Below are 11,675 nucleotides of genomic sequence, written 5' to 3' on the forward strand. Positions count from 1 at the left end.
ACGGGGCGGCGCGTCAGCCCTTGACCGCGCCGAGGGTGACCCCGGTGACGAAGTAGCGCTGGATGAACGGGTAGACCATGACGATCGGCAGCGCGGTGAGGACGATCGTCACGGCCTGGATGTTGGCCGCGATCTGCAGCGTCATCTCGCTGGGCGCGCTGATGTCGGTGCCGCCGGTCGCCCCGGCGATGAGGTTGCGCAGATAGATCGTGACGGGGAACAGGTCGGCGTCGTCGAGGTACAGAAACGCCGAGAACCACGAGTTCCAGAACGACACCGCGTAGAACAGCGTCATCGTGGCGACCACGGCCTTCGACAGCGGCAGCACGATGTGCCAGAGGGTGCCGTAGGTGCCGAGCCCGTCGACGGCGGCGGCCTCCTCCAGCTCGGCCGGCATGCTCTCGAAGAACGCCTTCATCACCAGCAGGTTGAACACGCTGATGGCGTTGGGCAGCACGATCGCCCACAGGGAGTTGCGCAGGCCGAGCGAGCTGACCAGCACGTAGTTGGGGATGAGCCCGCCGTTGAAGAACATCGTGAAGACCGCGACGCCGACGAGCACCGGGCGGCCCTTGAGGTGCCGCTTCGACAGCACGTACGCGTAGGTGGTGGTCAGCACCATCGAGATCGCGGTGGCCACGACGGTGTAGAGCACGGTGTTGCCGTAGCCGGTCCAGAACACCGGGTCGCCGAGGACCCGCCGGTAGGTGGTCGTGTTGAACCCGTGGGGCCACAGGTTGACCTGGCCGGCCTGGATGTACTGCTCGGCGCTGAAGGAGCGGGCGACGACGTTGACGAAGGGGTACAACGTGAGCACCACGACCGCGGTGAGCACGATCGCGTTGACGACCCCGAAGAGGCGGCTCCTCACCACAGGCTCGCCCCGACCGTGCGCCGGGAGATGAAGTTGGTCGTGAGCACCAGGGCCAGCCCGATCACGGACTCGAAGAGCCCGATGGCGGCGGCGTAGCTGAAGCTGCCCGAGACGACGCCGACGCGGTACAGGTACGTGGAGATGACGTCGGCGGTCGGGAACGTCAGCGGGTTGTAGAGCAGCAGGATCTTCTCGAACCCGACGGCCATGAACGTGCCCACGTTGAGGATGAGCAGCGTCATCATCGTGGGCCGGATGCCGGGCAGGGTCACGTGCCAGGTCTGGCGCCAGCGGCCGGCCCCGTCGATGCGGGCCGCCTCGTACAGCTCCTGGTCGATCGTGGTGAGCGCGGCGAGGTACAAAATCGTGCCCCAGCCGACCGTCTGCCAGATCTCCGAGGAGACGTAGATGCCGCGGAACCAGCCCGGCTCCTGCAGGAACGCGATCGGGGACCCGCCGAGCGCCTTGATGCCCGCGTTCACCGCGCCGTTGAGCGCCAGCAGCTGGAAGACCAGGCCGGCCACGACCACGATGGACATGAAGTGCGGCAGGTAGGAGACGGTCTGCACCAGTCGCTTGAGCCAGCGGGTGCGGACCTCGTTGAGCAGCAGCGCGAGCACGATCGGCAGCGGGAACGTGAACGCCAGCGTCAGCGCGCCGATGACGAGCGTGTTCGTGAAGACGTGCCAGAACGTGGGGTCGTCCCAGAACATCTCGAAGTAGTGCAGGCCCACCCACCGCTCGCCGAAGAGGTCGCCGCCGGGCTTGTAGCGGCGGAAGGCGATCACGTTTCCGGCCATGGGCAGGTACCGGAAGATCACGAAGAAGGCGAGCGGGACGACGGCGAGGGAGTACAGCTGCCAGTCCCGGCGCAGGGCTCGGATCACGCTTCCTCCCGAAAGTTTCGGAAACCAGTCGTCAGGCAACGCGTAATGTAGATTTTTCAATGGATGGTGTCAAGGGACCCGCTGGTGACGCCTTGAGCTGCAAACACTTGCAAACGCCGATCTGTTGCGGAGAGCCTGGTAGCGCTACCATGGCGCGCGGCGCCGCCCGCCCGGCGATCGGAAAGTTTCGGAGGTTATCGGAGGCCCTGCCATGCCCGCGTTCGACCTGCCGCTGGCGGAACTGGAGCACTACGCGCCCGACGTGCCCGAGCCGCCCGATTTCGACGCGTTCTGGGCGTCAACCCAGGGCGGCACCGTGCTCAGCGCCCGGCCCTGGGACACCGGGCTCACGCTCGTCGACGTCTGGGATGTCGTGTTCGAAGGATTCGGCGGCGCGCCCATCAGGGCCTGGTACACCCGGCCCGCGGGAGCCACCGAAGACCTGCCGGCGGTCGTGGAGTTCCCCGGCTACGGCCGCGGCCGGGGACTGCCCGGCGAGCGGCTCACCTGGCCCGCGGCCGGCTACGCGCACCTGCTCATGGACGTGCGCGGGCAGGGCGACCAGTGGGGCAACGGCGGCGACACCCCCGACCCGCACCGCGGCGCCGCGGGCGGGCACCGGCCCACCACGCGGGGCATCCTCGATCCGGCGGAGTACTACTACCGCCGGCTCATCGTCGACGCCGTCCGCGCCGTCGGCGCCGTGCGCGCCCTGCCCGGGGTCGACCCCGCCCGGGTCGCGGCGGCCGGCAACAGCCAGGGCGGCGGGCTCGCCATCGCGGTCGCCGGGCTGGTGCCGGACCTGCACGCGGTGCTCGCCTCGGCGCCGTTCCTGTGCCATATCGAGCGGGCCCTGGCGCTCACCGACGCCGCCCCGTACGGCGAGATCACGCAGTACCTCGCCGTCCACCGCGAGGCCCACGAGCGGGTGCGGCGCACACTGTCCTACGTGGACGGCGTGCACTTCGCGCGCCGGGCCACCGCCCCGGCCCACTTCGGCGTCGGCCTGCGCGACACCGTGTGCCCGCCCAGCACCGCGTTCGCGGCCTACAACCGCTACGGCGGCGCGGACCGGACCATGCACGTGTACGAGTTCAACGGCCACGAGGGCGGCGAGGCTCTGCACACGGCGCGCCAGGTGCGATGGCTCGCGAAAGTTTCGACGTAGACTCTGCGGGCCGTACACGTGAAGGGACACCGGATGCCGCAGCACCAACGGGCCACGATGGCGGAGATCGCCGCCGAGGCGGGCGTCTCCGTGCCCACGGTCTCGAAGGTCCTCAACGGGCGGCGGGATGTCGCCCCGGCGACCCGGGACCGGGTGGAGGAACTGCTGCGCCGGCACAGCTACAAGCCCCGGCGCGCCCAGCCGTCCACCGCGGCCGGGCTCATCGACGTCGTCTTCGTCGACCTGGGCAACTCGTGGTCGATGCAGATCCTCGCCGGCGTCGAGGAGACCGCGCACCGGGCCGGCACCGGCGTCGTCGTCTCCGCCGTGCACGGGCGGGTGCGCACCGAGCCGGACCGCCGCTGGCTCGACGGCCTCGCCTCGCGCCGCTCCGACGGGGTGCTCCTGGTCCTGTCGGAGCTGTCCGCGCAGCAGCTCGAGCAGCTGTCCGGGCTCGGCATCCCGGTCGTCGTCATCGACCCCGTGGGGCAGCCCGATCCGGCGGTACCGTCCGTCGGCGCCACGAACTGGACCGGCGCCCTGACCGCGACCGAGCACCTGATCGGCCTCGGCCACCGCCGCATCGCCGTCATCGGCGGCCCCGAGGACGTGCTGTGCTCCCAGGCCCGCATGGACGGCTACCGGGCCGCGATGCACGCGGCCGGCCTGCAGATCCCGCCCGGCTTCATCCGCATCGGCGACTTCACCAGCCCGACCGGGCACCGCGAGACCCTCGCCCTGCTCGACCTGCCGAACCCGCCGACGGCCATCTTCGCGTGCTCGGACGAGATGGCCCGCGGCGCCTACGAGGCCCTCTACGAGCGCGGCCGGCGGGTCCCCGACGACCTGTCCGTCGTCGGCTTCGACGACCTCGAGCAGGCCCGCTGGGCGATCCCGCCGCTGACCACCGTGCGGCAGCCGCTGACGGAGATGGCCGCGCTGGCGACCCGGATGCTGCTCACCCTCGCCGCCGGGGAGCGCCTCGACGCGTCCCGGCTGGAGCTCGCCACCCCGCTCGTCATCCGCGGCAGCACGGCCCCGCTCGCATGAGCGGTACGGAGCGAAGCGGAGTGACCGCTCATCAGCAGCACAGCCTCCCCTCAGGCCGGCACCGGAGCGAAGCGGAGGTGACGGCATGAGCGCGCGCCGCCGGGGGGAGGTCACCGTGGCCGCCATCGCGCAGCTCGCCGGGGTCTCCGTCCCCACCGTGTCCAAGGTGCTCAACGGGCGGGCCGGCATCGCGCCCGAGACCCGCGACCGGGTCGAGGCGCTGTTGCGCGAGCACGGGTACCGCCGCGCCGACACCGCCACCACCACCCCGAACATCGAGGTCGCCTTCTTCGGCCTCGAGAGCCACCTGGCGATGGAGATCCTGCGCGGCGTCGAGCAGACCGTCCGCGAACGCGGCCTGGCCGTCGGCTTCACCGACCTGCAGGGCCCGGCGCCCGGCGGCCGCCGCCCCGCCGACCGGCTCCTCGCGCGCCGCCCCACCGGGGTCATCGCCGTGAACTCCGCGTACCGGATGCGCCAGTACGAGCAGCTCATCGCCAGCGGGGTGCCGATGGTGGTGCTCGACCCGACCGGCGAGCCGACGCACACCATCCCGTCCGTGGGCGCGACGAACTGGAGCGGCGGGGTGGCCGCGACCCGGCACCTGCTCGACCTCGGGCACCGGCGGATCGCGGTCGTCACGGGGCCGATGGAGTACCTGTGCGCGCGGGCCCGGCTCGAGGCGTCCCGCGGCGCGCTCGAGACCGCCGGGTGCCCCCTGGACCCCGAGCTGGTGCGGCACGGGCGGTTCACCTTCGAGGACGGCATCGAGCTGGGCCACGATCTACTCGCCCGGGCCGACCGGCCGACGGCGATCGTGTGCGGCGACGACCTGCAGGCCCTCGGGGTCTACGAGGCCGCGCGCCGCCTCGGGCTGCGCATCCCCGCGGACCTGAGCGTCGTGGGCTTCGACGACATCGAGGTGACCCGCTGGTGCGGCCCGCCGATGACCACGGTCCGGCAGCCGTTCGCGGAGATGGGCGCCACCGCGGCCCGGATGGTGCTGCGGCTCGCCGTCGGCGAGAGCGTCGAGCCGGCCCGGGTCGAGCTGGCCACGGAGCTCGTCGTACGCGGCAGCACCGCCCCGCCAACCATCTGACCCGCCCGCGGCGTCTGGTCGATATGCGTCGTAGCCTGCCGCTCCTTCTCGTCCCGCTCCTGCTCGCCCCGGCCGCCTGCGCGAAGGCGACCAACGGGTCGCACCCGGGCGGGCCGGTCACTCCCACGTCGATCCCGATCGACATCGGCCCCAGCGCCAAGGTCGCCGGCAACACGATGCCGACGGGCATCACCGCCAACGGCAAAGAGCTGGTGCTGTACATCCTGGTGTTCGGCAATCGCCCCCAGCTCGACGCGGCCGTGCGCGACACCGCGACCGGCAAGGTCGACCCGAACGGCGAGGGCCTGTGCACGGCCGGCACCGGCTCGGACGACCAGAACCCGTTCTTCGGGCTGCGCCAGTGCGTCGCGACCGACGGCTCGCTGATCGAGTACGGCGCCTACAAGGGTGCCGTGTCCCGGATCACCAGCCAGGCCGACGGCACCAGTACCGATGCCACCTTCGCCCGCTGGACGGACACGCCCGTCGGGTCCGCGCCGGCCCAGGGGCCCGTCGTCGTCTTCTGGCTCCAGCGGCGCGGCAAACCGGCCCCCTCCAGCATCGCCTTCGAGGGCAAGACCTCGCCGTTGCCCGCGGCGCAGTACCCGCGGATCACCGTCTACAGCCCCAACGGCAAGGCGGTCGCGTCGGCCAACCTCCGGCCCGGCATGACCGAGCAGCAGCCCGTGTGACGCCCGGCAACCCCTCGACTTAATCCTATCGGAGAAGTATGCTTTTGGCATGAGACAACAGGCCATGACGCTCGTGGTGAACCGGGTCGTGCGGCTCGCCCATCAGCTCGTCGGCTTCGGGGTCGACACCCCGCCCGAGGCGCCCGTGTGGGCCGAGCTGTCCCCGGACCGCGCCCTGCACCGCATCACGCATCAGGCGGAGGCGGACTTCCGGTATCGCGGCGCCGCGACCGGCTGAGCGCCCGCTCGACCGCCACCAGCTGCCACCCGATCGCCAGCCCGGCGAGCACCCAGAACCCGAGCTCGTGGTGCAGGCCGAGCGCGACCAGGGCGCCGGCGAAGAGCAGGGCCGCGACCGCCATCACGACCCCCGCAATCAGCCGATGTCTCCTATCGAATTTATAGCATATGGGCACGACGAAACCGGCTCTGGACCGCACCCGAGACCTCCTCGAGCAGCGGACCCGGCAGCCCGCCGCGGTCGAGCGCGCCCAGCGCCAGGTCGACCAGCGGCGGGACGGCCGCGGCGATCGCGGCGTCGGTCAGCCCGTAGCGGGCGGCCTCGACCCAGCGCCCGGCGACCGGCGCGGCCAGCCCGCGCGCGGCGTCGACCGTGGCCGGGTCGCCCAGCAGCGCCGAGAGCACCGCGACCGGCGCGAACCAGTCCCCGCCCGGCTGCGCGTCGAGGTAGCGCACCTCGAGGTGCCCGCGCGGGCGCACCGGCGGATAGAGGGTGCCGAGGTGCTCGTCGAGGTCGTCGTAGGTCGGCCGGCGGGGCAGCGCGCCGCCGATCCAGTCCGCGAACGTGATCCCGTCGGGCACGCTCCAGCTGGCGCCGGGGCCGCGCGCGTAGAGCAGCGGGGCCCGCAGCGCGAAGTCGGCCCAGGCCGCGGCCGGGTCGGTTCCGGCCGGGCGGGCGCCGGCGCGGGCGAGGCCCTGCCAGGCGCGCATGCGGGTGGACGCCCAGCCGGTGTCGCGGCCGGCGTGGACCGGGGAGTTGGCGAACAGCGCGAGCAGCGCGGGCCCGAGCTCGTGCACGGCGGCCCAGCGCGCCTCGAGCTCGCCGGGTGGTCCGGCCGGGAGCAGGGGGCGCAGGCCGGCGGTGCTGTACATCAGGATGCGCCCGTCCCCGCCGCGCCGGGCGAAGGCGGCGGCCATGGCCCGCTGCCGCCGCGAGGCGAACACCCGCCGGGGTGCCCGGTGCGGATCGATGCCCAGCCCGGCAAGGCGCAGGCCGCCCCGCGTGATGAGCAGATCGAGCCGGTCGACCTCGGCGTGAACGGTCTCGTGCAGCCGCTCGAGGCCGGCCTGCGGCCACGCCGCGAGGGTCACCTGCCCGCCCGGCCCGAGCGATACCCGCCCGCCGTCGCCGGGCTCGTGACCGCCGACGACCGCGGTGAGCGCCGCGGCGGTGAGCGGCCGGTGCGGATGATCGGCGTCGTGCACGAGCTGCTCGATCTCGACGCCGACGGAGGGGGGACCCGTCTTGAAGCAGATCGACGCGATGTAGCCCTCCGCGTCCTCGATCTGCGCAATCTCGCCGGAGTTGTTCATGGCCGAATGCTACGCCCGGCCGAACCTTCTGTATATCGACGAACACGCACAGTGCACGGGCACACGACGGAGCCCGTCTGTAGGCAGCGGACGGGCTCCTGTCGTCGGATGACCGCCGCGGCGCACGGCAACGCCACGCCGATCGCTAGCGAGGCCGGCGTTCCGTGCCGGGACGGTCCGCGTCGGACACGGTGCGCTCCACGCCGGGCTGGTCGAAGCCGGGCCGCTGCTCCGTGCCGAGCCGGTCGTAGCCGGGCCGGTCGCCGCCGGCACGGTCGAAGCCGGGCCGGTCATACCCGGGCCGGTCGCCGCCGGGCCGTTCGGTGCCGGCACGCTCGTAGCCGGCACGGTCATAGCCGGGACGGTCATAGCCGCGCTCATAGCCGGGACGCTCCTGACCGCGCCTTCCCATACCGCGGTTGAATGAGGTCTGGCGGTGGGCCGACATCAGCAGACCCACGGCGCCGAGGCCCAGCAGCACGGTCACGCCGCCGGTCACCACGTTCGACACGATGGTGCCGGTGGTCGCCCCGGTGGCCCCACGCTGAACGATCCACGGCGAAATGATGACCCACACGCCGATCGCCGTCATAGCCCAGCTCAGCCGATACATCCGGGCGGGCGCCATCGTCAGCCCCAGGGCGATCACGCCGATCGCGATCCCGAGAATCAGGTCGTTGATGGCCAGGTTCGGCGCGCTGGCGCTGAAGCCCACCACCCACGGCGAGACCGCCAGCCAGGCGCCGGCCAGCAACACCAGGCCATCGATGACGACCGCCTGCCCGCTGGAGCCGAGCCGCTCATAGCGCTGTTGCATCTCGGCGATGTCCGGGTGTCCGGCGAGGTCCTGATATTGCGAAGTCTGGACCACGACACACCTCCTTGGTTCGTTGCTGCCTTCCTCTGTTCGTTCGCCTACCCGCTCCGCCTACCCACTGCCGGCCCGATCGACCACTTTCTCGCGGCCGGATGCCGGGCGGAAAACGGCAGGCCTCAGGCGTGCCGGCGACGCATCGCACATCGCCGCGCGCCGTCCCGGATCAGCGCAGGCCGCGACGGCGCAGCACCCAGTCGAGCGTCACGACGATCAGCAGCAGGCCCGCGCCGGCCGCCAGCCAGATGGTGGCGACGTTGTTCTCCTGGTCGCTGCCGAACACCAGGGCGATCAGCATCGCCGCGATGACGGCCGCGCCGAGCCGGGCGGCGCGTGGATGTCCCGGCTTGCGCTGGTCCGGCGAGGTCACCGGATCATGGACAGCCATGGCACCTCCTTGTGCCGCGGTGTCGGTACGGTTCAAGTCTGGCACGCGATCCGCGGCCCGGCCCCGCCCTTCGCGGGAGCGCGACCGCCGGCCGATTCGAGGCGGCCGGAACCCGGTAGGAACGCGCCGAGCGGGTAGTCGGGGGCCTTCAGCGGCAGTCGACTCCCCCGGGAGGACGTCATGCGAGCACGATTCGCCATCAGCGTCGTCGCGGCCGCGTGCGCGACGGCGGCGTCCTTGCCCGCCGCGGCGTCCGGCGCGGCCACCCCGGCGCCGGGCGGCGGGCCGACGCCGACCGGCACCCCGGTCAGCGCTCAGGACCGGGCGTTTCTGAACCAGGCCGCGCAGGGAGCCCAGTTCGAGGTGGCCACCGGGCGGCTCGCCGCCAACCGGGCCGCGAGCGCGGCGGTGCAGTCGTTCGGCCGGCGGATGGTCACCGACCACGGCAAGGAGCTGCAGCAGCTGCAGTCGCTCGACCAGACGCTCGGCGTCACCTTGTCGTCCGCGCCCAGCACCGATCAGCGCAATCTCGCCGCCATCTGGACGAGCGTGCGCGGGGGTGCGTTCGACTGCTCGTACGCCCCGGCCATCTACGCCGCGCACGGGATGGACGTGCACGTGTTCGAGCAGGAGGCGGAGCACGCCGACAACGCCCAGGTCCGCCAGTTCGCCGCCGCCCAGCTGCCGGTCCTGCGCCAGCATCTGCAGCTGGCCAGCAAGAACCTCGGCAACCTCAACTGCTCGGCACCGGCGGCCACGCCGTCGTGACCCCGCCGACCGGCCGCGCCGCAGCCGGGCGGGCTCATCGCGGCGGGGGCCGGTCGAAACCGACCCGCACCGTCTGGAAGTCCTTGAAGCGCCGGGCGGTGGCGTACATCGTGTAGAGCCGCCGGTCGGCCTCGGTCAGCTCGGCGTCGTCGGTGAACGGGGTGAGCAGGGCCCGGGGCCAGAACCCGCGCTGCGCGACGACGTTGATCTCGGCGGAGAGCATCAGCACGAGCGACTGCAGGTAGATCCAGGCGAATGCGGCGAGCACGAGTCCGAACGTGCCGTAGAGCGCGCTGGCGTGGTGCAGCCAGGCCGCGAGGAGCTGGGCGCCCTCGGTCTGCAGCATCACCCAGGACGCGGCGGCGACCAGGCCTCCGGGGATGACCTGCCGCGTGCTCAGCTTCGTGGCGGTCAGCAGCCGCATGGCCGCCGTGAAGAGCCCCGTGTTGATGGCGAACGTGAGCAGGTAGCCCAGCAGCCGCAGGCCCGGCCCGAAGTGGCCGGCGAACGCGCCGGCGAGCCCAACGAGCGTCCCGGCCACGGCCGAGAGCAGCACCGCGCTGCCCAGCACCAGCAGCAGCCCGAGACTGCGGAACCTCGACCACACCGGGTTGGGCTCCTCGTAGCGCGGGACGCCGTAGATCTGGTTGAAACCGGCCTGCACGGCCTGTATCGCGCCCAGCCCGCCGTAGAGCGCCCCGAGCACGCTGAGCACCAGTCGCGTGCCACCGCCGCGCAGCTCGCCGACGTTGTGCTGCAGCTGCGGCCCGATGATCGGCAGGTCGCCGACGGCCGTGCGCACGAGCTCGTGGCGCAGGCCGGCGTGGGACTGCAGGAAGAAGCCCACCGCGCTGAGAAACAGCAGCAGCAACGGGAACAGCGAGACGAAGCCGTAGTAGGCCACCATCGCGGCGAGGTGCGGGCCGCGGTCGTCGAGGAACTTGTACACCACCGCCACCGGAAACCCGAGCCAGGTGTGCCGGCGCTGGTAGCGGTCCAGCCAAGCGGCCACGGCGGCCACCTACCCGGGCACCCCGGCGTCACGCTCGCGGCCGGCCGAGACCGCATCGGAATGTTCCGGCGCGCAGGTTTCGGGCCACCACAGCGCGGTAGCGAAGCGGTATGGCCTGGTGGATCTGGCTGGTGATCGCGGTCATCGTGGTGGTGGTCGTCGCGGCGGTGCTGCTGTGGAGCCGGCGACGGCAGCGGCGCGGCGGAGTGATCCGGGGCGGCATGCACGCCTCCGGCGGATATCGGGACGGTCGGACATGACGCGACTCGTACGTGCCACAGACATCATCGGCATGCCGGTCGTCACGCTCGACGGCGACGACATCGCCGACATCAAGGACGTGGTCTTCGACGGCGACACCGGCCGCGTGCGGGGCTTCACGCTCAACGGGCGGGGCCTGCTCGCGGGGCCGCTGGACCAGGGCCTGCCGGCCGGCGCGGTCAGCAGCGTGGGCCGCGACGCGGTGATGACCGCCGGCCCCACGACGACCGTGAGCCTGCGGGACATGGCCGCCCGCGCCGGCAACGGCGACGTGCTCGGCAACCATGTGCTCACCGAGGGCGGGACCGACCTCGGCGCCGTGGCCGACGTGATCCTGCAGGTCGCGCCCGGCGGAGTCGTCGACGTGGTCGGCTACGACATCGTCGCCGGCCCGGCCCTGTACGGCGACGGCCGCCGGGTGCTGCTGCCGCTGCCCCACACCATCGCGGCGTCGGGCGAGGTGGTCATCGTGCCCACCGAGTCCGTCGAGCTCGTCCGGCCGAACCTGGCCGAGTTCGGCGATGCCGTCGCCACGCTGCGCCACGAGACGGGAGACGGTACCGATGCTGTTCAGTGAGGCGGCCGGACGCCCGGTCGTGGCCATGGACGAGGCCCGCACGGTGGGCTCGGTCGCCGATCTCGTCGTCGATCCGCACGAACAACGGATCGTGGCACTCCGCCTGCGCCACAAGGTCCACGGGGCCGACACCCTGCTGTGGTCGGACCTGACGGCATTCGGCGCGGACGCGGTCACGATCGCGTCGGCGGCCCGGATCGCGCCCCCGCCGGCTTCCCTCGATCGCCTCACCGGCGCCGGCGGGCACCTGCTGCGCAAGCAACTGCTGACGGCGGACGGCGACAGCCTCGGTACCGTCGACAACGCCGAATTCGACATCCAGACCGGCGAGCTCACGTCGCTCATGGTCGGCAACGCCACCGTCGACGGCGAACGGCTACGGGGCTGCGGCAAGTTCGCCGTCGTCGTCGCGGCCTGAGTCACGCCCCACCCGCGCGCGGCTACGCACGGATACCATCGTCGGCGAGGCGT

Annotated in this window: 15 protein-coding genes; 9 read left to right on the top strand and 6 right to left on the bottom strand. The window is 72.3% G+C overall.

The genetic code is table 11. From position 1 onward, the window contains the following. Positions 1-13: 13 nt before the first annotated feature. Positions 14-871: a carbohydrate ABC transporter permease gene (locus AC6JBM_RS24155; protein ID WP_497985849.1), complete on the bottom strand. Its 858-nt coding sequence runs from the start codon at positions 869-871 to the stop codon at positions 14-16. Continuing rightward, positions 868-1,761, bottom strand: coding sequence for an ABC transporter permease (locus tag AC6JBM_RS24160; protein ID WP_350623655.1), 894 nt, complete (start codon positions 1,759-1,761; stop codon positions 868-870). The genes AC6JBM_RS24155 and AC6JBM_RS24160 overlap by 4 nt, the downstream gene beginning before the upstream one ends. A 211-nt stretch (positions 1,762-1,972) precedes the next feature. Between AC6JBM_RS24160 and AC6JBM_RS24165 the strand changes: the two genes are divergently transcribed. The 5 genes from AC6JBM_RS24165 to AC6JBM_RS24185 all read left to right on the top strand — a co-directional run bounded on the left by AC6JBM_RS24165 (position 1,973) and on the right by AC6JBM_RS24185 (position 6,008). Further along, entirely contained in the window at positions 1,973-2,929 is a 957-nt protein-coding gene (locus AC6JBM_RS24165; RefSeq protein WP_497985850.1) for an acetylxylan esterase, read from the top strand. 33 nt (positions 2,930-2,962) lie between these two features. Next, positions 2,963-3,979, top strand: coding sequence for a LacI family DNA-binding transcriptional regulator (locus tag AC6JBM_RS24170; protein ID WP_497985851.1), 1,017 nt, complete (start codon positions 2,963-2,965; stop codon positions 3,977-3,979). An 85-nt stretch (positions 3,980-4,064) separates the two neighbouring features. Beyond that, complete coding sequence (locus AC6JBM_RS24175; RefSeq protein ID WP_497985852.1) at positions 4,065-5,078, top strand: LacI family DNA-binding transcriptional regulator; 1,014 nt, start codon at positions 4,065-4,067, stop codon at positions 5,076-5,078. 23 nt (positions 5,079-5,101) lie between these two features. Then, positions 5,102-5,770 (top strand): hypothetical protein, encoded by a 669-nt coding sequence (locus AC6JBM_RS24180; protein ID WP_497985853.1) that lies wholly within the window; start codon positions 5,102-5,104, stop codon positions 5,768-5,770. Between the two features lie 49 nt (positions 5,771-5,819). Then, entirely contained in the window at positions 5,820-6,008 is a 189-nt protein-coding gene (locus AC6JBM_RS24185) for a hypothetical protein (RefSeq protein WP_350623665.1), read from the top strand. A 161-nt stretch (positions 6,009-6,169) separates the two neighbouring features. Here AC6JBM_RS24185 and AC6JBM_RS24190 read toward each other — a convergent pair whose 3' ends face one another. The 3 genes from AC6JBM_RS24190 to AC6JBM_RS24200 form a co-directional block, all read right to left on the bottom strand. Continuing rightward, positions 6,170-7,324, bottom strand: coding sequence for a glutamate-cysteine ligase family protein (locus tag AC6JBM_RS24190; RefSeq protein WP_497985854.1), 1,155 nt, complete (start codon positions 7,322-7,324; stop codon positions 6,170-6,172). Positions 7,325-7,469: 145 nt separating this feature from the next. Next, positions 7,470-8,195, bottom strand: a complete 726-nt coding sequence (locus AC6JBM_RS24195) for an SPW repeat protein (RefSeq protein WP_497985855.1) — start codon at positions 8,193-8,195, stop codon at positions 7,470-7,472. 169 nt (positions 8,196-8,364) lie between these two features. Beyond that, positions 8,365-8,586, bottom strand: coding sequence for a hypothetical protein (locus AC6JBM_RS24200; RefSeq protein ID WP_497985856.1), 222 nt, complete (start codon positions 8,584-8,586; stop codon positions 8,365-8,367). Positions 8,587-8,766: 180 nt separating this feature from the next. On the opposite strand from AC6JBM_RS24200, the gene AC6JBM_RS24205 reads away from it, so the two are divergent. Further along, positions 8,767-9,354 (top strand): DUF4142 domain-containing protein, encoded by a 588-nt coding sequence (locus AC6JBM_RS24205; protein WP_497985857.1) that lies wholly within the window; start codon positions 8,767-8,769, stop codon positions 9,352-9,354. 34 nt (positions 9,355-9,388) lie between these two features. On the opposite strand, the gene AC6JBM_RS24210 is transcribed toward AC6JBM_RS24205, so the two are convergent. After that, positions 9,389-10,366 carry a YihY/virulence factor BrkB family protein gene (locus tag AC6JBM_RS24210; RefSeq protein ID WP_497985858.1) on the bottom strand — a complete coding sequence of 326 codons (978 nt, stop codon included), beginning with the start codon at positions 10,364-10,366 and terminating at the stop codon, positions 9,389-9,391. Between the two features lie 110 nt (positions 10,367-10,476). Between AC6JBM_RS24210 and AC6JBM_RS24215 the strand changes: the two genes are divergently transcribed. Genes AC6JBM_RS24215 through AC6JBM_RS24225 form a run of 3 tightly spaced genes read left to right on the top strand, consistent with a single transcriptional unit; the run spans position 10,477 to position 11,622 of the window. Next, positions 10,477-10,626 carry a hypothetical protein gene (locus tag AC6JBM_RS24215; protein ID WP_497985859.1) on the top strand — a complete coding sequence of 50 codons (150 nt, stop codon included), beginning with the start codon at positions 10,477-10,479 and terminating at the stop codon, positions 10,624-10,626. Further along, on the top strand, positions 10,623-11,204 hold the full coding sequence (locus tag AC6JBM_RS24220) for a PRC-barrel domain-containing protein (protein WP_497985860.1): 582 nt from the start codon (positions 10,623-10,625) through the stop codon (positions 11,202-11,204). Before AC6JBM_RS24215 ends, AC6JBM_RS24220 begins: the two co-directional genes overlap by 4 nt. Then, entirely contained in the window at positions 11,191-11,622 is a 432-nt protein-coding gene (locus AC6JBM_RS24225) for a PRC-barrel domain-containing protein (RefSeq protein WP_350623678.1), read from the top strand. The genes AC6JBM_RS24220 and AC6JBM_RS24225 overlap by 14 nt, the downstream gene beginning before the upstream one ends. Positions 11,623-11,675 lie beyond the last annotated feature (53 nt).

The organism is Dactylosporangium thailandense, assembly GCF_059739745.1.